The sequence below is a fragment of the Enterococcus sp. LJL99 genome, assembly GCF_054871725.1.
Genome location: NZ_JBTXLT010000001.1, coordinates 598,933 through 620,016, shown reverse-complemented (window position 1 = coordinate 620,016; position 21,084 = coordinate 598,933). Strand labels below are relative to the sequence as shown.

The following is a 21,084-nucleotide window of genomic DNA, read 5'->3' as shown; positions in this document are numbered from 1 at the left end:
GCGACAGATAAGTGAGATTTCTGAAAATCAATTTCAATTGTTCGAATAAATTCTTTTTTATGTTGAAAAGAGCGATGTTTGGTTTTCTGTTTATTTGAGTGAGTGCTAGGCGGGATACTTTTATGATCCATAGATAACTAAATGATTTTTCTTGCTCTGCGATGAGTGGGAAATTTAAAATCAAAAGGAAACTTTTTTAAGAAGAGGAGTATTCATGTTTTCGAAATATAAACCAACATGGATGGTGGATGCGATATACAAAATCACACCATTGCAATTAAAAAAATTAGGAATCAAAGCGGTATTGACTGATTTAGACAATACGTTGATTGCTTGGGATAATCCCGATGGAACGGAAGAATTGATGAACTGGATTCTAGAAATGAAAAATGCGGGAATTCCAGTTATTGTCGTTTCTAATAATAATTCTGAGCGAGTGGGACGAGCAATCCAGAAATTTGATTTGCCTTATGTTGCTCGTGCGTTAAAACCATTTACAAGAGGACTCAAAGAAGCCTTGAGAATGTTAAATATGAAACCTAGTGAAGTTGTGATGGTCGGAGATCAAATCATGACCGATATTCGTAGTGCGAATGCAGCTGGGATTCGTAATATTTTAGTTAAACCAATTGTTAATACAGACAGTTGGAAAACCCAAATCAATCGTTTTTTTGAGCGGAAAATAATGAAACATTTGGCAAAAAAACATCCAGATATGATATGGAAAGGCGGATTAGAATGAGTGAAGCAATTCAATGTATAGGCTGTGGTGCGGTTATTCAAACGGATACGCCGAATGAACTTGGCTATACACCAAAAGCCGCCTATGAAAAAGGCATCGAAACAGGAGAAATTTATTGTCAACGTTGTTTTCGTTTAAGACATTATAATGAAATTCAAGATGTGCATCTAACGGATGATGATTTTTTACGGTTATTAAATGAACTAGGAAAAGAAGATGCATTAATCGTCAATGTAGTTGATATTTTTGATTTTAATGGCTCGATGATTCCAGGTTTGCATCGTTTTGTCGGGAATAATCCTGTTTTACTAGTGGGAAATAAAGTCGATATTTTACCTAAGTCATTAAAGAAGCCAAAAATGATCCAGTGGATGAGAGAACGAGCGCATGAAGCAGGATTAAGACCTGAAGAAATTGTCTTAACTAGTGCTAAAAAGCCGCATGAAATGGAAGAACTTTTGGCTACCATTGAAACGTATCGTGAAGGCCGTGATGTTTATGTAGTCGGTGTGACAAATGTTGGGAAATCAACATTGATTAATCAAATTATTAAAAATACTGCTGGAATTAAAGATGTGATTACAACGTCTCAATTCCCGGGAACAACGTTAGATAAGATTGAAATTCCATTAGATGATGGGCACTTTTTAATCGATACACCAGGGATTATTCACCGTCATCAAATGGCCCATTACTTAGGGAAAAAAGATTTAAAAATTATTGCGCCGCAAAAAGAGATCAAGCCTAAAGTTTATCAACTAAACGCGGAGCAAACATTGTTTTTAGGTGGACTGGCCCGTTTTGATTTTATTCAAGGTGAACGAAGCTCATTCATAGCCTATGTTTCAAATGATTTATCTATTCATCGGACCAAAATGGTAACAGCAGATGACTTTTATCAAAAACATGTGGGGGGCTTATTACAACCACCAAGACCAGATGAAGTAGCAGATTTTCCAGAACTTGTCCGTTTTGAATTTTCAATTAAAGAAAAAACCGATATTGTTTTTGCTGGATTAGGCTGGATTACAGTTACAGAACCTGGTGTCGTAGCTGGTTGGGCTCCAAAAGGCGTAGATGTTCTTAGAAGAAAAGCACTGGTTTAGCAGTGACTTTAAATAGAGAGAAGGAAAAAATGAGTGGATTTAAGAGGAAAACAAAAACGTTTTTTACGTAGTCAAGCACATCATTTACAACCGATTTTTCAAATTGGTAAAGGCGGTTTAAATAGTGCGATGATCGTTCAAATAAATGAAGCATTAGAAAAAAGAGAATTAATTAAAGTAACTTTATTGCAAAATACCGATGAAATTGCTGAAGATGTAGCGAAGTCATTAGAGGCAGAAATTCATTGTGAGATTGTTCAAATCATTGGTCGAGTGTTAGTTTTATTCAAACCTTCTACCAAAGAAAAATATCAAAAAATTTCACAAGAAGTGAAAGCAATTTAAGTGGAGGCACAACCATGGGAATAAATAAAAATGTAGGAATAAATGCGCAAGTTCTTATTGAAGAGGAACTTGAACTTTTTCCTAAGCGAAAACAAGTGGGGATCTTAGGTGGCAACTTTAATCCAGTTCATTTGACTCATTTAGTAATCGCTGATCAAGTTCAGCAGCAACTGGGCTTGGATAAAGTTTATTTAATGCCTAGCTATTTACCTCCCCACGTGGATGAAAAAAAGACAATTGCTAGTGAACACCGTTTAGCAATGCTGGAATTAGCGGTTGCTGGAAATGAACAATTAGCAATTGAACCTATCGAGCTAGTACGTAAAGGAAAAAGTTATACGTACGACACGATGAAATTACTTACAGAACAAAATCCTGACACGGATTACTACTTTATAATTGGCGGTGATATGGTTGATTATTTACCGAAATGGTATAAAATCGATGAATTACTGACATTAGTGAATTTTGTGGGGATTCGCCGACCTAATTATGGCTTGGAGACGACATACCCATTGATATGGGTTGATGTACCTCAGATGGACATTAGTTCTTCGTTAATTCGTGAAAAAATCAAAAATGGTTGTTCGATTCGCTATCTTCTACCTGATAATGTGATAAACTATATTCAGGAGAAAGGACTGTATTTGGATGGATTTTAGTAAAAAATATACTTCTTTTGAACGCGAAGAATTGATGCAACGAGTTCAAATGCAAATGAGTGAACGTCGCTTTGAACATGTTTTAGGTGTGGAAGAGATGGCAATCGCTTTAGCAGCCAAATACGGTGCTTCAGAAGAAAAGGCTAGTATTGCGGCATTAACTCATGATTATGCGAAGGAACGCCCTGATGAGGAGTTTAAGCTGATTATTGAGCGTGATGGCTTTGATTTAGAATTATTAGAGTACAATAATGCCATTTGGCATGGTGTTGTGGGTGCTAGTATTGTTCAACGAGAATTAGGAATCAATGATATTGAAATTTTAGAAGCAATCCGTTTACATACTACTGGGGCAGCTAAGATGAGTTTGTTAGATAAAATCATCTATGTTGCTGATTATATTGAGCCGGGACGTGATTTTCCAGGTGTTCAAGAAGCGCGTGAATTAGCAATGCGAGACTTAGATGTAGCGGTTGCTTTTGAAACACAGCAAACTTTGTTACACTTAGTAAAACAAGGTAAACAAATTTATCCTAAAACGATTGAAACCTATAATCGTTGGGTAGTAAAATAAAACATGAGAAGTAATTAGAAAGTTTTAAGGAAAATTAGGAGGGAATAATCATCGATAGTCAACAAATTTTAGAAATAGCAGTAAAAGCAGCAGATTCAAAAAGAGCAGAAGAAATTGTCGCATTAGACGTACGTGAGTTATCATTACTAGCAGATTATTTTATGATTTGTCAGGCAACTAGTGAACGTCAAATTAATGCAGTGATTGACGAAATCATTGAAAAAGAAGAAGAAGCTCAGATTGAAGTTAAACGTGTTGAAGGGAAAGATGGCGGAAAATGGGTCTTAATTGACCTTGGGGATGTGATTGTTCATGTTTTCCAAACATCAGAACGTTCTTTTTATAATTTAGAAAAATTATGGTCAGATGCACCGTTGGTTGACCTACATGCTTGGGTCGATTAGATGGCATACGAAACATTTGCCTTTGTTTATGATGAAGTGATGGACGACGGACTATATGATCAATGGCTGACTTTTTCTAAACGTCATCTACCAGCAAGTTCGGCGATTTTAGAAATGGCTTGTGGAACCGGGGCTTTGGCTGTTGCCTTTGCAAAAAATGGGTACGAAGTAACAGCTTTGGATTTATCCGAAGAAATGTTGATGATGGCGAGTAAACGTGCAGCTGATGAAGAGGCTACGGTCCAATTTGTACAAGGAAATATGTTAGATTTATCAGAAATGGGTCAGTATAGTGCGATTACTTGTTTTTCTGATTCATTATGCTACATGGCAAATCGACAAGAAGTTCAACAGGTATTTGACGAAGTCTATCAAGCGTTGGAAGAAGAAGGAACATTTATTTTTGATGTTCATTCGACGTATCAAATCGATAAAATTTTTCCTGAGTATAGCTATCACTATCAAACGGAAGAATTTGCCTTTTTATGGGATAGTTATCAAGGGGAAAAAGAACATAGTATCGAACATTTTCTGACTTTTTTTGTTAAAGAAGACGGTAGTGAATCTGATTCATTTACACGTTATGATGAGCTACACAAAGAAAGAACCTATAGCTTGGAAAACTACTTAACAATGCTTGAAAGTGCAGGCTTTATGGATGTCTCTGTCTATGCAGATTTCACCGATGAAGCGCCTGTGGATGAAAGCTTGCGTTGGTTTTTCGTTTGTAAAAAATGAATTTCAAGACAAGATGAAGTATGGATGAAGCAAAAGTAAAAATACTTTTGTTTGATCTCTTAAAACCGAACAAATGGTATAAAAACCGGTTGAATTCCAGTAATTAGATGATGAGTTGTTTATTGCAATTTATGTGATGAATGAGAGGTTGGAAATTACTGGAATTCTGCGTTTTTTATACTGTTTATTCGGTTTTAGTTATTTTTAGATGATAGAACGAAGGAGGGGAGCTTTAGATGAAATCATGTGGAATTATTGTTGAATATAATCCATTTCATAATGGTCATAAATATCATGCTGAAATGGCGAGAAAGTTAAGTGGCGCTGAGGTAGTGATTGCTGTAATGAGTGGTAATTTTTTGCAACGAGGCGAACTCGCTATCATGGATAAATGGACAAGAGCTGAAGAAGCGCTAAAAAATGGCGTGGATTTAGTGATTGAATTACCTTTTGCTTGGTCAGTCCAGTCTGCAGATTATTTTGCACGTGGAGGAATCAAGTTACTTCAAGCGATTGGCTGCGACTCGTTATGTTTTGGAACTGAAATTGAACAACCTGTTAATTATGCCGAATTTGGTCATTTTGTAGTGGAAAATCAAGCGAAAATCGATGCTCTTTATCAAAAAATGGCTCAAAAAACGATGAGTTATCCGCAGCAAATGACAGCAGTATTTCGAGAATTGTATCCAGAAATGACCTTAGATTTTACTTCTCCCAATCATATTTTAGGACTAAGTTATGCAAAAGAAAATGCCCGTTATAAGCAACCAATGCAACTTTTTCCTTTAAAACGAGAACAAGCCGGGTATCATGATACAACAATCAAAAGCTCTGTGTCTAGCGCAACAGCTATCAGAAAAGCCTTAGAGAATAAGGAGTGGTCTGCAATTGAAACCGTTGTTCCTAACCAAACTTACAGAGATCTACAACAAAAGCCATTACTTACGTGGGAAAATTATTGGCCATTATTACAGTATACATTGGTTAGTCAATCAGCAAAAGAGTTGGCTCAAATTTATCAAATGAAAGAAGGAATCGAATTTCGTTTAAAAGAAGCGAGTAATCAAGCGAAAGATTTTAACGACTTTATCAATAAAGTAAAGACCAAAAGATATACATGGACTAGATTGCAACGATTAGCAACCTATGTTTTGAATCAAGTAAAACAGGCTGAAATCGAACAAGTTTGGCAGGAAAGTTATTTACATATTTTAGGTTTTACTGAACAAGGACAACAATTTTTAAAAGAACGGAAACAAAAAACAGAATTACCAGTGATTTCACGTGTTTCTAAAGAAGCAAACCAGCAACTCGCTTTATCGCTAAGAAGTGATCAAATTTATCGCTTAGGAAATCAACAGCTTTCTGAACAAAACTATGGTCGTTTCCCGATTCGATCACTTGATTCTAAAGAAAACACTTAACAAAATTTATTCTGACAAGTATAATAGAAATGGCGCAATGCAAAAACATAAATCAGTGAAAGCGAAGTGAGAATATGGGCCGTAAATGGGCAAATATCAAAGAGAAAAAAGCTGCTAAAGATGCAAATAATAGTCGAGTTTATGCAAAATTCGGAATAGAAATCTATGTTGCAGCAAAATCAGGTGATCCTGATCCCGATACAAATCAAAAATTACGGTTTGTGGTCGAACGTGCTAAAACATATAATGTTCCAAAACATATTATTGATCGTGCAATCGAAAAAGCGAAAGGCTCTGGTGATGAGCAGTATTCTGAATTACGCTATGAAGGCTTTGGTCCAAATGGTTCAATGGTAATCGTTGATGCGTTGACGAACAATGTGAACCGTACAGCTGCCGATGTTCGTGCGGCGTTTGGGAAAAATGGTGGAAATATGGGCGTGAGTGGTGCAGTAGCTTATATGTTCGATCATACTGGCGTAATCGGGTTTGGTGGTGATGATGCGGATGAAATCCTTGAATATTTAATGGAAAAGGATATCGATGTCAGAGATGTAATGGATGAAGAAGGACAAATCATTGTTTATACAGAGCCAGAAGATTTTCATGAAGTGCAAGAAGCATTGAAGGAAAAAGGCATTGAAGAGTTTTCTGTAGCTGAATTGGAAATGATTGCACAAAATGATGTGACTTTAGCCGGTGATGATTTAGAAAAATTCGAAAAAATGATTGATGTTTTAGAAGAACTAGATGATGTTCAAAAAGTGTATCATAATGTCGATTTAGGGGAGTAATCTCTGATTGAAAAGTGATCAATTTTAACAGGTTCAAGAAAGTTAGGGTAAGACAAAAAAGAGAATTTTTCGATTGTATTAATCGAATACACTCACTTTTTATGTTGTCTTACCCAATTTTTTTTAGTTTTTATCAAAAAAAAGAGAGAAAAATAGTTCTAATAAGTAATTATTTATAACGAAAAATTCGTTTTAATTATAAAAATAGAAAACGGTTACTTAATTTGTTGACATTTGTTTCTCCAACGAGTATTATATGGGTGTAGAACATGAGAGTGTTTTAAATACTGGATTCGTTACAGTTCGGCTGGCATGACCAGAACAAAAGAGTTTAGATGGCTACTTGTCTTAAGGTGAGTGGAGATACTTTTTTGTTTGGGTCTTTTTTTTATCTCGTTAACTTGATGCTCCATCCAAAAAGGAGGGGAAAGGTGAATAACTTTGAAAATCATAAAAAGAATCAATAATAATGTTGTTCTTTCTGAAGATAATGGACGTGAAGTTATTTTAATTGGAAAAGGTCTTGGGTTTCAAAGTAAACAAGGAGATGAAATCAATTCTGAAATCGTAGAAAAACGTTATTACCCAGAGAATGATTTAACAATTGATCAGATGTTGATGTTAATGACAAAAGCAACAGATAAGGAAATAGCAGTTATTTATAAAATTATTCGTATTTTTAAAGAAGAAGTCACAGCCGACTTTAATCCCAATATTTTATTCACATTAATGGACCATGTTTTATATGCGATTCAGAGACAGAAACAAGATCTTATTTTAGTTAGTCCGATTCAATGGGAAATCAAGAAAATTTATCCAAAGGAATATGCAATGGGCTTGAAGGCCGTGGAGCTCGTCCGTAAAGAACTTTATTCAAAATTCTCAGATGAAGAAGCTGCGTTTATTGCGTTTCACTTTGTTAATGCTCAGCTTCAAAATGGAATCGACCAAAGTGCTTATGAACACACAGAATTAACCAACAATATTTTAAAAATCGTTCGATATAGTATGAATATTGAATTTGATGAAAACTCGTCTTATTTTCAACGTTTTGTAACTCACATACGTTACTATTTGATTCGCCAAAGCCAACCAACAACAGAAGAAATCACGAATTCTTCCATGGTAGCGTTAGCATTCAGCAGTTATCCAAAAGAAAAGGAAACGGCTGAGTATATCAAAGATTATTTATATGAACAAAAAAAATGGGTAGTTAATGATATGGAACTAATGTATTTGATTATGCATATTGGAAATTTAGCAGCACACTCTAAAATTAAATAAACAAGAATTTTAAAGGATTCGTTACAGTTCGGCTGGCAAGACCTGCATTTTCTGACAAGTAGTTCGTTCTTTTGTATTGAAGCAAAAGGATTAACGGGATATTTGTAGAAATTGTTGGTCTTTTTATTTTTTATAAAAATTATATCCAGAAAGAGGAGAAAAATATGGCTAAGTATACAGATTTAGCAAAAGATATTATCGATCACATTGGTGGGAAAGAAAATATTACGACAGTGAAACATTGTGTGACACGACTACGTTTTAACTTGAAAGATGAGAACAAAGCAGATACCAATTATTTACAACAAAGAGACGGAATCGTGACAGTAGTCAAGGCTGGAGGACAGTATCAAGTCGTAATTGGGAATCATGTACCAGATGTCTACGAAGAGGTGTTAAAAGTTGGTGGACTAGCTGATGGCGGTTCGCTAGACATCGATGAAGGAGACGGAGCTAAAGGAAATTTATTTGATCGCTTTATCGATGTTGTTTCTAGTTTATTCCAACCATTCTTGGGACCTTTGGCAGCTGCCGGTATTTTGAAAGGAATTACAGCGTTACTTGCAGCTTCTGGGATGGAAGCGACTAACGGCATATATGTTGTCATGAACGCTTTAGGCGATGGTCTGTTTCAATATTTACCAATCATTTTAGCGGTAACGGCAGCGAAGAAATTTAAGATGAATGTCTATACGGCAATTGCAATCGCAGGCGCATTGGTTTATCCAGGCTTGTCAGATCTAGTTGCAGGAGCAAGTAAAATTTTTGGAATGACATTAACGATTCCTACTGGTGGCTATTACAATACAGTTCTTCCAGTTATTCTTGCCATTTGGGTTGCTTCTCATATTGAAAAATTCATGAGAAAAATAGCACCAGATGTAGTTAAAATGTTTCTAGTTCCTTTGGTTACAATCCTAGTTACAGTACCATTGACCTTTTTCTTAGTAGGTCCAATTGCAAATACGGCTTCTAACTGGATTGGCGTTGGTTTCCAAGCAGTTTATAATTTTAGTCCGATAATTTATGGCGCTGTGTTGGGTGGTATGTGGCAAATTCTAGTAATGTTTGGTCTTCATTGGGGACTTGTGCCAATAGTAATCATGGATATCGCTCAAAACGGACATTCTGTATTTTTAACAGCAGCCGTTTTACCATGTTTTACTCAAGTTGGGGTTTTAGCAGCTATTTGGTTGAAAACAAAAGAACCTAAAGTGAAACGCGGTGCAATGCCAGCCTTGATTTCTGGTATTTTTGGAGTAACAGAACCAGCAATTTACGGGTATACATTACCGATGAAAACGCCATTTGTTGTTTCTTGTATTGTTTCAGCAATCGTAGGTGTTTACTTATCCATCTTTAATGTAACTTCTTATGCAATGGGTGGAATGGGGATTTTCTTATACCCTTCATACATTGAACCAGCTACTGGGAATTTTCATAGTGTCATTCACTTAGTGATTGGTACAGCGATAGCTCTTGTATTATCTTTTGCTATCATGATGTTCCTAAAAATTCCAACTTTATATGGAAACAACGATGTTATCGTAGCAGATGACACAACAAATCAAATACCACAAGTTACAGTTGAAGTAGTTGAAGATCAAAAAATTGTTAGCCCAGTATCAGGTCGTGCAGTTTCTTTAGAAGATGTTGAAGATAAGGTCTTTTCATCAAAAGCGATGGGAAATGGAATTGCCATCGAACCAACAGTCGGTGAAATCGTTGCACCAGCTGATGGCGTTGTTAAATTACTTTTCCCGACGAAACATGCAATTGGTATTATGACTGATCAAGGAGCAGAACTCTTAATTCATATTGGGATGAATACTGTTGAATTAGATGGTAAATATTTTGAAGCATTTGTTAAACAAGGAGACAGAGTAACTGCAGGACAAAAATTAATTTCATTTGATACCGAAGCAATAAAAGCAGCAGGTTATTCGCTGGTGACGCCGATTATTGTTACAAACACACCAAGTTTTAGCGAAATCACAGCAACAACTAGTTCTCAACTTCATGCAACCGATCCATTATTGGATTTAAAAAAATAAATGAATAATTACTAGAAAGAAGGAAAAAACATGACAGAAAAAACATTTCCAAAGAATTTTTTATGGGGTGGAGCTACTGCTGCAAATCAATTTGAAGGAGCATGGAACGAAGATGGACGTGGACCAGCAACTTCTGATACAGCAATTGCTGTTCTTCCAGAAAATAGAAAAAATACCGAAGACTTTGCAGCTCCAATGAGTAGAGAAGCTGTTGAGTTCGCTTTGAGTGATAAAGAGGGCTTATATCCAAAACGTTGGGGATCAGATTTTTATCATCGCTATAAAGAAGATATTGCTTTATATGCAGAGATGGGTTTTAAAACATTTCGTCTATCAATTGCTTGGTCTCGTATTTTTCCTAATGGAGATGATGCACAACCGAATGAAGAAGGACTAAAATTTTACGATAACGTCTTTGATGAGTGTAAAAAATATGGGATCGAACCTTTAGTAACATTGTCTCACTATGAAACACCAATCGGAATTGCTTTAAATTATGGTGGTTGGAAAAATCGGAAAGTGATTGACTTATTCGTTAAGTATGTTGAAACAGTTTTAACTCGTTATAAAAACAAAGTAAAATATTGGTTGACGTTTAATGAGATAAATGTGATGAGTATTTCTGGCTATATTGGTGGGGCATTGATTTCAGAAGATGGAACACAAAATATCTCTGATATGTATCAAGCAGCTCATCATCAATTTGTTGCATCAAGTTTAGCAACAAAAATTGCACACGAAGTAAATCCAGAAATCAAAGTGGGGATGATGTTAGCACGTATGCAATCTTATCCAGCAACACCAAATCCACTTGATGTGATGGAAGAAATTAATAAAGATCATGAAAATCTATTTTTCTCAGATGTTCAAGTTCGTGGGAAATATCCAGCGTATGCGAAACGCTTTTTCCGTGAGAAGAATATTGAAATTAAGATTGAAGAAGGAGATTTGGAATTATTAGCTGAATATCCTGTAGATTTCATGTCATTTTCTTATTATATGAGTTCGATTGCTCGTTTTACACCAAAAGAAGATGGCGAAGAAACAGCGGGTAATTTCCTTATAGGTGAAGTGAATCCTTATCTTAAAGCGTCTGATTGGGGCTGGCAGATTGATCCTGTTGGTTTACGAATCACTTTAAATAACCTATACGACCGTTATGAAATTCCATTATTTATTGTTGAAAATGGATTAGGTGCTTTAGACACAGTGGAAGAAGATGGCTCAATTCATGATGAATATCGTATCAACTACTTGAAATCACATATTGAACAAATGTATGAAGCGATTGAAGATGGTGTTGAGTTAATGGGCTATACGCCATGGGGCTGTACCGATTTAGTTTCAGCTTCAACATCAGAAATGTCAAAACGTTATGGATTTGTTTATGTAGATGCAGATGATCAAGGAAATGGTAGTTTTGATCGTTCGCGCAAAGATAGTTTCTTCTGGTACAAAGAAGTTATTGCAACGAATGGAGCGAATGTTTTAAATTAATTGAATAAGCTAATAAATGATTAAAATTCAAATTAGTATGGTTTAGTAAATAATAATCGAGGCAAAAGCGATGTGTAATACTCGTTTCTGCCTTGATTTTTTATATTTAAAAAAGAGGATAAAAAAACCTATAATACCCAAATAGAGTAGCAATGAAGTTTATAGATCAAAAAATAAAAATTATTAAACAAAAAAATGGAATCGTTTCCTTTTCGAGTGGTTTTTATGATACAATTGTAAATAAAGAAGAAAGGGGTAAATATGATGAAAGCAACAATGAAAGATGTGGCTGCTTTAGCAGGTGTAGGGGTTGGAACCGTTTCAAGAGTGATTAATGGTGTGCAAGTTAAAGCTGCTACGAAAGAAAAAGTCGAAGCAGCAATTACTGAGTTAGCGTATGAACCAGATGAGTATGCGCGCGCACTCAAGACAAATCGCAGCTATTCGATTGCGTTGATTTTACCTACTATTTGGCATCCATTTTTCTCTGAATTTGCCTATTATGTTGAAGAAAAATTAAGTGAAAAAAATTATAAGTTATATATTTGTAATGCAGATGGAGATCCAGAGAAAGAGCATGAGTATATCCAAATGGTCAAGCAAAATAAAGTTGATGGGATTATCGGTATCACTTATTCTGATGTGGATAAGTATGTTTCTTCTAATTTACCGTTTGTCAGTATCGATCGTCATTTTTCTGAAGATGTTACTTATGTAACCGCAGATAATTATTTTGGTGGGATGATGGCAGCGGAAGAGTTACTTAAACATGGTTGTCAGCAGATTGCTTATATTGGTGGACATTCTCCCTATCCAAATGAAACGATTAATCGTAGAGAAGGCTTTTTTAATTATTGTAGAGAAAATAATATTTCTTATAAAGTTTTGGATATGCCAGAACCAATCAGTGATTTAGAGCAGCAAGTAACAACGTTTATGCGTGAAAATCCGGAAATTGATGGTCTATTTACAGTGAATGATTTTATGGGGTTGAATGTGATTGAGAGTTTGGAAAAGATTAATTTAACAGCTCCAGAGGATTACCAGTTGATTGGATTTGATGGAATCAGAATGGCCGTTGAACGTAAATTTGTACTATCAAGTATTGCACAACCAGTTGAATTGATGGCAGCGGCAGCCGTCGAGTCGATTTTAAAGAAAATAAAGGGCGAAGAAGTCGCGAAACGCATTGTTTTGCCAGTAAAATTTGTGCCTAATGGAACAACTAATGAAATAAAGTAGTGATTTTGTGAAAGAAGTTTAAAGAGGATAGATTGAAAGTAAAAAAATTTTTTTGTGAAATAACAACAAAAGTGCTTAATAATAAGGTTTTTGAGTCTAGTAAAATAAAATCGATTAAAAAAAGGAAAAAACATTGTTGACAGAAATCGCTTTCAATGTTATCCTTTTTTTATAAATGAAACGTTTCCAGAAATGACATGGAAAACTGGAAACGTTTCAAAAAATGGAGGTTAAAAAATGAAAAAGAAATGGTTTTTGATGTTCTTATTATTGTTTTGTTCAATTAATTTTTTAACAGCGTGTGGCAAAAAAAAGATTCAAGCAACAAGTGGTGGCCCAGGAGAAATTACTATTTGGGTCCAATTTTCTGATGAAACGCCAGAAGGAATCGCTTGGCAAGAAATTGTTGATAATTTTAATAAGGAAAATGAAGGAAAGTATAAAGCCGTTACAGAATATATTCCTAGAAGTGGAAGTGGTGGCGGATATGAAGATAAAGTCAATGCAGCAATCACTACTAATACTTTACCAGATGTGATTACTTTGGATGGACCAAATACAGCAGCATACGCGCATGCCAAAGTTATTGCTCCTTTAGATGATTATTTAGAAGATAATGATATGGACGATGTCTTAGATAGTATCATTCAGCAAGGAACATACAATGGCAAGTTTTATGCATTTGGCTTTTCAGAATCGAATGTAGGGGTTTACTACAATAAAAAAATGTTTAAAGAAGCAGGAATTAAGGAAAGTGAATTACCCACATTAGAAAATCCATGGACTTGGTCAGAGTTTGAAGATATTTGTCAACGCTTGGTTGATAAACACAATACTCCGGCAATTAATATGCAGCTTGCTTCAAAAGATGAAATGGCCACTTATGCATATACACCATTTATTTGGTCAAATGGCGGTGAGGTAGTCAATGAAGATGGAACAAAAGCAGAAGGATATTTCAATAAGCAAGAAACAGTTGAAGCCCTTGCTTTTATTCAAGACTTAGTTAAAGAAGGCTATACAACAATCACTCCAGTCGAAAAAGGATTTGAAACAGGCAAATATCCAATGCTGTTGAGTGGGTCATGGACAATGGCTGATTTAGATACGAACTATCAAGATATCGATTATGGAATGTTGCCATACCCTGTCTCTGATAAAACGAAAAAATTGGTTTCACCAACGGGAAGCTGGCAAGTAGCGATGACTGAAAACACGGAAAAGAAAGATGCATCAGCTGCTTTTATCAAATATGTAACAAGTACGGAATCAAGCAAAATCATGAGTTTAGGAAATAGTGTTTTGCCAGTTCGCCGTTCGACGATTGACTTAATCAAAGATGAGGTTAATGATGGTATGCGCTTTTTAATGGAACAAAACCAAAGCTCTGGTCACGCTCGTCCCGTTGTAGTCGCTTATCCTCAAGTTTCAAGAGCTTTCCAACAAGCGATTCAGGATGTTTGCTATTACGAAGACAGTCCAGGTGTTCAAAAAGTAGCAGACATACGTGCTGCTGAAATGCAGCAAGCTATTGATAACATGATTAAGTAAGCAAAAGGAGGAGTTTACATGAATAGAAAGCCGACGTTAAAAGAAAACCTACTGGGGTATGGTTTTTTAGCACCAGCATTGATATTATTGACTGTTTTTCTAATTATCCCTGTTTGTATGGTCATTTATTATTCATTTACGGATTATTATTTACTAACACCAGATGCACGCCAATTTATTGGATTAGATAATTTTAAACGTTTGTTTGCCGATCCGACATTTATAAAAAGTATTTGGAATACCGCAAAATTTGTTGTGTGGATCATTCCTGTTCAATTAGGAGCTGCTTTAGGAATGGCATTGTTAATCAATAAAAAACGCAAAGGAAATATCTTTTTCAAAGTTGCCTTTTTTGCTCCAGTGGTAATGTCTTTAGTTGTTATTTCTATTTTATGGTTATACTTGTTGAATCCAAATGAAGGATTAATCAACATGTTATTGACTAAAATTGGTTTGCCAGCACAACCCTTTTTGACAAGTCCTAGACAAGCGATGTACACGATTGTTTTTGTTTCTGCTTGGCAAGGTGCTGGGTATCAAATGTTGCTATTACTAGGAGGCATGCAAAACATTCCCCAAGATGTATACGAAGCTGCTGAAATTGATGGTTTTTCAAAATTCCAACAATTCCGTTATATTACGATGCCATTATTAAAACCAACAGCTATTTTTGTCTTATTGACGACGTTAATTTCAGCTTTCAAACTATTGATTCAACCAATGGTTATGACACAAGGTGGACCAATGAGTTCTACAATGACCATGGTTTACTATATTTACCAAACTGGGTTTACCGATCGATTGGTTGGGTATTCAAGTTCGATTGCGTTAATTTTCACAACCATGATTGGATTAATTACAATTGCCCAAAGAAAACTAATCAAGGAGGATGAAGAAGCATGAGGAAAAAAATTGGCCCATTAACCATAATAGAGTACGTATCATTGATCCTTTTAGCTTGTCTATTCATTTTCCCAATGTTGTGGATGATTGTTTCTTCGATGAAATCAGAAGCGGATGTTTTCAACAACTTAACATCTTTTAGAGCTTTTTTACCTAGTTTAAATCCAGCTAACTGGTTTAAAACCTATCAAGAAGTTATTGAACGTTTTAGTATTGGAACCTATTTATTTAATAGTTTATTTTATGGAATCACCTTTGCAACAGGTTCTATTTTAGTCAATTCATTGGCTGGGTTTGCGTTTGCTAAAATCAATTTTTCAGGTAAAAAAGTTATTTTTGGTATCTTGTTAGCTTTGTTGATTGTGCCAATGGAAACTATTTTGATTCCACAATTTACAATTGTTAATTCATTAGGTTTGGTCAATACACGGATTGCCGTAATTTTGCCAGCGATGGCTAGTGCTTTTAACATTTATTTATTCCGTAATTTCTTTATTGCAATTCCAGAAGAAATTATTGAATCAGCAAAATTAGATGGTGCGAGTATTGTTAAAATTTTCTTTACAATCATGTTGCCGATGTCAAAACCGGCAATTGCAACAGTAGGTGTTTTATCATTTATCGGTAGTTGGAATGATTATATTTGGCCATTGATGGTCTTGACAAATAAAAGCAAATTTTCAATGCAAGTGGCGATTACAACGATTAACACAACGCAACCAGTATACATTAATCAAGTGATGGCAGTCTTGACGATTTCAACGATTCCATTGATTATTGTCTACATTGTGGCACAAAAATATATATTACAAGGATTAGGTGGTTCTGGTACTGGAATCAAATAGGAGAGAAGACGATGAGAACAACAGTTGAGCAGGCGAATAATTTTATTGCAGAGAATAAAGAGCGAGTAAATGAATTATATAGACATCATTATCATTTGATGGCTCCGATTGGTTGGATAAATGATCCGAATGGTTTTGTTTATTTTAAAGGAGAATATCATTTGTTCTATCAATTTTATCCTTATGATAGTGTATGGGGACCCATGCATTGGGGACATGCAAAATCAAAAGACCTTGTTCAATGGGAAGATTTACCAGTTGCGTTAGCCCCAACAGAAGAATATGAAGCAGATGGTTGTTTTTCAGGTAGTGCAATTGAAAAAGATGGTAAATTGTATTTAATGTACACTGGTCATTACGAACGAAATGGCATCAAAAAAGAAGTCCAGTGTATGGCAGTTTCTGAAGATGGCATTCATTTTGAAAAATATGCTGGGAATCCAGTAATTGCTGAACCTCACATTAAAGGTATTGCGGCAATTGAAGATTTTCGTGATCCAAAAGTTTTTCAAAAAGATGATGTATACTATAGCGTGGTCGCTTCGAAAACGGAGGATGAACGAGGACAAATCTTGTTGTTTCAATCCAATGATTTATTAAATTGGATGTTTAAATCAGTCTTACTTGAAGGGAAAGCGCACCAAGGAATTATGTGGGAATGTCCAGATTTATTCCAATTAGATGGAAAAGATGTATTATTGATGTCACCAATCGAAATGCAAAGAGAAGGAAATGCGTATCACAATATGAACTCGACTGTAGCCTTTATTGGGATGGTTGATTGGACGACAGGGAAGTTAACGGTTGATAATTATCATGAAATTGATTCAGGATTAGATTTCTATGCACCACAAACTTGTCTTGATGCACAAAATCGTCGAATTATGGTGGCTTGGATGCAAATGTGGGCTAGAAATATGCCGACCAATGATTTAGGACATCTTTGGGCAGGTGCAATGACTTTACCGAGAGAGTTATCAATTGAACAAAATCAGTTAGTACAAAAACCAATTCAGTCGATTTACTCATTTATTCAAAATGAAAAGAATATACAAGAAAAAGAATTGACAAATGCGACATTGCTATGTGAGGGATTGACTACAGATGCTTCTTACTTGAAATTTGTAGCAACGATTAAGGAAGCACAGCAAGTGACTTTTGAAATCGCCAAATCAGAAAATGAATTTGTGCTTGTGAACTATGATGTAGCAGAAGAATTATTGTCCATAAGTCGAGCAATGGTTGGGGATACGATTACTGGTTCAGAAGTTGAGCATTTAGATACACGGAAAGTAAAAGTTCCATTGAAAAGTGATCAACTGCATTTAGAGTTTTTCAGAGACACTTCTTCAATCGAAATTTTTACTGATGGTCCTGTAACCATGACGATGAATTTTTATAAGAAAGAGTCTAGTGATAATTGGACAGTTTCAAGCCTAGGAACGATAAAAGACATCAGTATAAGTTATGGAGAAATTGGCTAATCGAGCTGACTTCTCTGTGTTTCGAAGCTAACCAATTTTGTGTGTAATTCAATAAATAAGGTATATCCGGCAAATTTGGTAAAACCCAAATTCTCCAGATATACCTTATTTATTGGTGTTAGCATCAAGTTTTGGTTAATGATCAAAAATTAGACCATAACCAAGTGCAATGATTTCTCTGAGATTTGATTTAAATGTAGCAGAAGAATGAGAAACGGCAGGTAAGCCGCTGACTTCTTGAATTCCTAAGCGTTTAGCTAATAGTTCTGAACGATACATATGAAAATCGCTTGTCACAATCACCGTTTCGCCAAGCTCTTTTTTCTTTTGCGCATTTTGGATATTTTCTTTTGTACGGGTGGACTTTCCTTCAATTAAAATTTGATTTTCAGGTATGCCTTCTTTTATTAGATACTTAGACATAACAGCTGCTTCGGAATCGGGTTCATCTGTTCCTTTTCCGCCACAAACAATGACCGTAGCCTTAGGGTGTTCATTTATATATGGAATCGCTGTATCTAATCGTTCCTTTAAAACGGTACTAGGATACGCCGTTTCCGCCGAGTTTCCTTTAACCTGGGCGCCTAAAATAAGGATTGTATCAGGTTCAGAGCTAGGCTGTTCCTTTTTCCCACTGAAAATTAAAAAAAGCACTGTTAGACTATATATGATACCTATACTTACCAACAAAATAACGATTCGTTTGAACCACTTCACATTGATCACTCCCTTTAGAATTTAGTTTATTATAGAAAGTAAATGAATTGGAGCCGAAGATACAAGCTTTAGTTATTTTTAAGTATTAATTAAGAAAAGCTTAGTATAATGAAAATATTCTTAAGAAAAATATTTTTGCAAGAGAGTGATTTTTGTCTTTAAGTGATTTCTTTTCGGATAATATAAAAAATATATTGAACTTAAAAAAAACTGGTATTTTTTATAAAATTTACATTATTCTGTTGATTTTAATGAGTTTACCACATAGAATAAAAGTAATAGTGTTCATTATGGAACGCAAGCGCATGGAGAGAAACTAATTACTACCGTAAATGTCAGATTAGTGATAAGATGATTGAACACTTGATTTTATACTTTGCAGACATAAATAGAGATAAAAGGAAGAATGTTTAATGAACAATAATGATGGAGTTACACGGACTTCAAGAAGTCAAACGACAGGTAATGGAAAAAAGAAAGCCTCTAAAAATGGAAAAAAATTGTTAGTCCCTATTGCTATAGTATTGATTATTTTAGCTCTTACAACAGGTGGGGGAGCCTATGCTTATTTTCAATCTCATTTTTTACCCACTGCAAAAGCTGGTAATACATCGATTGGTTGGTTAAGTGTAAAGGATGCGAAGCAAAAGCTAGAGGACCAAAATAACTCTGGTGAACTAACGATTAAAATGGCTAATCGTGAAGAAAAAATTCAGTTTCCTGAAAGATATGAAATCACAGAAGAATTTTTAACGAAGGAACTTAATAAAACATCGATTACTTTACCTGAAAATCAGAAATTTAAAGAAGAATTGACTAATAGTATTAATGCGATTACTTTTGATGAAGGCACCCCTAGTCAAGATGCCCGCATCGAACAAGTAGATGGCAATTATCAAATCGTTCCTGAACAAAACGGAACAGTCGTCGATAAAGAAGCCTTGATTAATCAAATCTCTACAGATGTGGAACAAAATAAGGTGAACACTGTTTATGAAGTGCAGAACTTTTACGAAAAACCGAAAGTTTTAAAAGATAATAAAGAGTTAACTGAAAAATTAGCTTTAATGTCTAAAAAAGAAAATAAGAAGATTACATTAGATATTAATGGTGAAAAAGTTGAAATAGCGAAAGATGAGATTTTGTCATTTATGAATGAAAATGGTGATGTTGATGGTGATAAGGTTTATGCTTGGGTAGAGCAAGTCAATCAACAACGTGGTTCGATTTTTAAACCAATTACTTTTACGAATGTTCATGGCGAAACATTACAGTACACTAACAATGGAAGCTATGGTTGGGATATCAATATGCCGCAGACACGCGACTTAATTATCCAAGCATTGAATAGTGATAAAGCAGTTGAAGAAATCGTTGTTCCAATTGATGGTGATGCTACACAGTCAAATGTTGTCAATAAAGATTATGTTGAAGTTGATTTAAACGATCAAAAGATGTATTTCTTTAAAAATGGTGTTAAAGTTGTAGAAACAGATGTAATTACAGGTCGTTATAATAAAGGAACGGCCACAGTTCCTGGTTTCCATACGATTTTGTACAAACAAACAGATACAAAATTAGAAGGCTCAATGTTAGATGGTTCAAAATATAGTGTGCCAGTAAAATATTGGATGCCATTGAAGAGTTTGGGTGGTGTAATTACTCAAATCGGGATTCATGATTCTGATAAAGGACCTTATTTTGGGAATAAGACAGCGTATCAAACTGATGCAGGAAGTAATGGTTGTATTAATACACCGATTGAAGCTGTTACTCAAATCTTTAATGAAGCTTATCCTGGAATGGCCGTTATTATTTATGGTCATATCTATGATAGTGCCCCAGGAGAATTTGATAAGCCGGTAGAGTATGGTACACCAGTTTAAAATTAAATACTAATAAAGAGAGACAGAAGCGTCTATTGCTATAGGAGTTGCTTCTGTTTCTTCATTTATAATAAATGGATGAGTTATTAAGAATAATTAATTGGTAAAGCTAACAAAAAGATTTATCTTTACTCTAGTAAAGGTTAAAATGAAGGAGTTCGTATGATTATTGGAATGATTGCAGCAATGGAAAATGAATTACGGCCATTTTTACAAAAATTTTCTTTTTCAAGGCAGTTGGAGATTTGTCAAAATACTTTCTATATTAATGAATCGAAGGATCAGACGATTGTGGCAGTTTGTTCGGGGCGCGGGAAAGTAAATGCGACGATTTATGCGCAGCTTTTACTTACTCATTTTACGCCAGATATTTTGATTAACGTGGGTGTTTCTGGCGGGATTGCTGAAGAGAGTAAAATTTACGATATCTATGTTGGAACAGAGTATTGTCATTATGATGTTCGTAAAAAGCAATCACAATATACATTTCCTAAAAAATTATATTATCAGGGCGATCCTAGCATGATTGAACTGACGAATCAATATTTCCCCAATGTGAAAAATGGAATATTTGGTTCTGGGGAAGGGTTTGTATCAGATGATGCAATGAAAGAGATTCTTTGGCGTGAATTTGCTATAAGCGCTGTTGACATGGAATCGGCTGCAATTGCGCAATGTTGTTATTTAAATGAGATTCGTTATATCTCACTTAGAGGAATCTGTGATAAAGCAAATGAAAAAGCTGTACATACTACTGAAGAATTACAAGAAATGATTGCTGATAAGGTATGTGAGCTGGTTGCTAAGCTAGTCCAAAAGATATAAAAATAAA

At 35.1% G+C, this 21,084-nt stretch carries 20 protein-coding genes; 19 read left to right on the top strand and 1 reads right to left on the bottom strand.

What is annotated here, in order from left to right; all coding sequences use genetic code 11:
* The first annotated feature begins 214 nt into the window (after positions 1–214).
* The 17 genes from ACYSNW_RS03030 to ACYSNW_RS02950 all read left to right on the top strand — a co-directional run bounded on the left by ACYSNW_RS03030 (position 215) and on the right by ACYSNW_RS02950 (position 17,649).
* A complete protein-coding gene (locus ACYSNW_RS03030) occupies positions 215–742 on the top strand; it encodes a YqeG family HAD IIIA-type phosphatase (protein ID WP_461742960.1) in 528 nt (175 codons plus the stop codon).
* Positions 739–1,848, top strand: coding sequence for a ribosome biogenesis GTPase YqeH (yqeH, locus tag ACYSNW_RS03025; protein WP_461742959.1), 1,110 nt, complete (start codon positions 739–741; stop codon positions 1,846–1,848). The genes ACYSNW_RS03030 and yqeH overlap by 4 nt, the downstream gene beginning before the upstream one ends.
* A 33-nt stretch (positions 1,849–1,881) precedes the next feature.
* Positions 1,882–2,193 carry a ribosome assembly RNA-binding protein YhbY gene (gene yhbY / locus ACYSNW_RS03020; protein WP_461742958.1) on the top strand — a complete coding sequence of 104 codons (312 nt, stop codon included), beginning with the start codon at positions 1,882–1,884 and terminating at the stop codon, positions 2,191–2,193.
* 14 nt (positions 2,194–2,207) lie between these two features.
* Positions 2,208–2,855, top strand: coding sequence for a nicotinate-nucleotide adenylyltransferase (locus ACYSNW_RS03015; RefSeq protein ID WP_461742957.1), 648 nt, complete (start codon positions 2,208–2,210; stop codon positions 2,853–2,855).
* Positions 2,845–3,429, top strand: a complete 585-nt coding sequence (yqeK, locus tag ACYSNW_RS03010) for a bis(5'-nucleosyl)-tetraphosphatase (symmetrical) YqeK (protein WP_461742956.1) — start codon at positions 2,845–2,847, stop codon at positions 3,427–3,429. The genes ACYSNW_RS03015 and yqeK overlap by 11 nt, the downstream gene beginning before the upstream one ends.
* 65 nt (positions 3,430–3,494) lie before the next feature.
* Entirely contained in the window at positions 3,495–3,833 is a 339-nt protein-coding gene (rsfS, locus tag ACYSNW_RS03005; protein WP_461742996.1) for a ribosome silencing factor, read from the top strand.
* The gene (locus tag ACYSNW_RS03000) at positions 3,834–4,571 is read left to right on the top strand and encodes a class I SAM-dependent DNA methyltransferase (RefSeq protein WP_461742955.1); all 738 of its coding nucleotides are present in this window, start codon (positions 3,834–3,836) and stop codon (positions 4,569–4,571) included.
* Positions 4,572–4,807: 236 nt separating this feature from the next.
* Positions 4,808–5,995, top strand: coding sequence for a nucleotidyltransferase (locus tag ACYSNW_RS02995; RefSeq protein ID WP_461742954.1), 1,188 nt, complete (start codon positions 4,808–4,810; stop codon positions 5,993–5,995).
* 74 nt (positions 5,996–6,069) lie between these two features.
* A complete protein-coding gene (locus ACYSNW_RS02990; protein WP_461742953.1) occupies positions 6,070–6,789 on the top strand; it encodes a YebC/PmpR family DNA-binding transcriptional regulator in 720 nt (239 codons plus the stop codon).
* A gap of 441 nt (positions 6,790–7,230) precedes the next feature.
* Positions 7,231–8,073, top strand: coding sequence for a PRD domain-containing protein (locus ACYSNW_RS02985; RefSeq protein ID WP_461742952.1), 843 nt, complete (start codon positions 7,231–7,233; stop codon positions 8,071–8,073).
* Between the two features lie 164 nt (positions 8,074–8,237).
* Entirely contained in the window at positions 8,238–10,127 is a 1,890-nt protein-coding gene (locus tag ACYSNW_RS02980) for a beta-glucoside-specific PTS transporter subunit IIABC (protein WP_461742951.1), read from the top strand.
* 30 nt (positions 10,128–10,157) lie between these two features.
* Positions 10,158–11,624: a glycoside hydrolase family 1 protein gene (locus ACYSNW_RS02975; protein WP_461742950.1), complete on the top strand. Its 1,467-nt coding sequence runs from the start codon at positions 10,158–10,160 to the stop codon at positions 11,622–11,624.
* A 264-nt stretch (positions 11,625–11,888) separates the two neighbouring features.
* Positions 11,889–12,866: a LacI family DNA-binding transcriptional regulator gene (locus ACYSNW_RS02970; RefSeq protein WP_461742949.1), complete on the top strand. Its 978-nt coding sequence runs from the start codon at positions 11,889–11,891 to the stop codon at positions 12,864–12,866.
* Between the two features lie 237 nt (positions 12,867–13,103).
* Positions 13,104–14,417, top strand: a complete 1,314-nt coding sequence (locus ACYSNW_RS02965; protein ID WP_461742948.1) for an ABC transporter substrate-binding protein — start codon at positions 13,104–13,106, stop codon at positions 14,415–14,417.
* An 18-nt stretch (positions 14,418–14,435) separates the two neighbouring features.
* On the top strand, positions 14,436–15,320 hold the full coding sequence (locus ACYSNW_RS02960; RefSeq protein ID WP_461742947.1) for a carbohydrate ABC transporter permease: 885 nt from the start codon (positions 14,436–14,438) through the stop codon (positions 15,318–15,320).
* Entirely contained in the window at positions 15,317–16,165 is an 849-nt protein-coding gene (locus ACYSNW_RS02955) for a carbohydrate ABC transporter permease (protein ID WP_461742946.1), read from the top strand. Before ACYSNW_RS02960 ends, ACYSNW_RS02955 begins: the two co-directional genes overlap by 4 nt.
* 11 nt (positions 16,166–16,176) lie before the next feature.
* On the top strand, positions 16,177–17,649 hold the full coding sequence (locus ACYSNW_RS02950; protein WP_461742945.1) for a glycoside hydrolase family 32 protein: 1,473 nt from the start codon (positions 16,177–16,179) through the stop codon (positions 17,647–17,649).
* Positions 17,650–17,784: 135 nt separating this feature from the next.
* On the opposite strand, the gene ACYSNW_RS02945 is transcribed toward ACYSNW_RS02950, so the two are convergent.
* Positions 17,785–18,366 (bottom strand): YdcF family protein, encoded by a 582-nt coding sequence (locus ACYSNW_RS02945; protein WP_461742944.1) that lies wholly within the window; start codon positions 18,364–18,366, stop codon positions 17,785–17,787.
* Positions 18,367–18,779: 413 nt separating this feature from the next.
* On the opposite strand from ACYSNW_RS02945, the gene ACYSNW_RS02940 reads away from it, so the two are divergent.
* Both ACYSNW_RS02940 and mtnN read left to right on the top strand, forming a co-directional pair.
* A complete protein-coding gene (locus tag ACYSNW_RS02940) occupies positions 18,780–20,252 on the top strand; it encodes a L,D-transpeptidase (protein ID WP_461742943.1) in 1,473 nt (490 codons plus the stop codon).
* Positions 20,253–20,414: 162 nt separating this feature from the next.
* Positions 20,415–21,077, top strand: coding sequence for a 5'-methylthioadenosine/S-adenosylhomocysteine nucleosidase (gene mtnN, locus ACYSNW_RS02935; RefSeq protein ID WP_461742942.1), 663 nt, complete (start codon positions 20,415–20,417; stop codon positions 21,075–21,077).
* Positions 21,078–21,084: the final 7 nt, after the last annotated feature.

Excerpts from the sequence above, each read along its gene's own strand:
- ACYSNW_RS02940 (WP_461742943.1), top strand. The coding sequence starts at position 18,780 with ATGAACAATAATGATGGAGTTACACGGACTTCAAGAAGTCAAACGACA.
- yqeH (WP_461742959.1), top strand. The coding sequence starts at position 739 with ATGAGTGAAGCAATTCAATGTATAGGCTGTGGTGCGGTTATTCAAACG.
- yqeK (WP_461742956.1), top strand. The coding sequence starts at position 2,845 with ATGGATTTTAGTAAAAAATATACTTCTTTTGAACGCGAAGAATTGATG.
- ACYSNW_RS03000 (WP_461742955.1), top strand. The coding sequence starts at position 3,834 with ATGGCATACGAAACATTTGCCTTTGTTTATGATGAAGTGATGGACGAC.
- mtnN (WP_461742942.1), top strand. The coding sequence starts at position 20,415 with ATGATTATTGGAATGATTGCAGCAATGGAAAATGAATTACGGCCATTT.
- ACYSNW_RS02970 (WP_461742949.1), top strand. The coding sequence starts at position 11,889 with ATGAAAGCAACAATGAAAGATGTGGCTGCTTTAGCAGGTGTAGGGGTT.
- ACYSNW_RS03015 (WP_461742957.1), top strand. The coding sequence starts at position 2,208 with ATGGGAATAAATAAAAATGTAGGAATAAATGCGCAAGTTCTTATTGAA.
- ACYSNW_RS02980 (WP_461742951.1), top strand. The coding sequence starts at position 8,238 with ATGGCTAAGTATACAGATTTAGCAAAAGATATTATCGATCACATTGGT.
- ACYSNW_RS02995 (WP_461742954.1), top strand. The coding sequence starts at position 4,808 with ATGAAATCATGTGGAATTATTGTTGAATATAATCCATTTCATAATGGT.
- ACYSNW_RS03030 (WP_461742960.1), top strand. The coding sequence starts at position 215 with ATGTTTTCGAAATATAAACCAACATGGATGGTGGATGCGATATACAAA.
- ACYSNW_RS02990 (WP_461742953.1), top strand. The coding sequence starts at position 6,070 with ATGGGCCGTAAATGGGCAAATATCAAAGAGAAAAAAGCTGCTAAAGAT.
- ACYSNW_RS02955 (WP_461742946.1), top strand. The coding sequence starts at position 15,317 with ATGAGGAAAAAAATTGGCCCATTAACCATAATAGAGTACGTATCATTG.
- ACYSNW_RS02965 (WP_461742948.1), top strand. The coding sequence starts at position 13,104 with ATGAAAAAGAAATGGTTTTTGATGTTCTTATTATTGTTTTGTTCAATT.
- ACYSNW_RS02950 (WP_461742945.1), top strand. The coding sequence starts at position 16,177 with ATGAGAACAACAGTTGAGCAGGCGAATAATTTTATTGCAGAGAATAAA.
- ACYSNW_RS02960 (WP_461742947.1), top strand. The coding sequence starts at position 14,436 with ATGAATAGAAAGCCGACGTTAAAAGAAAACCTACTGGGGTATGGTTTT.
- ACYSNW_RS02975 (WP_461742950.1), top strand. The coding sequence starts at position 10,158 with ATGACAGAAAAAACATTTCCAAAGAATTTTTTATGGGGTGGAGCTACT.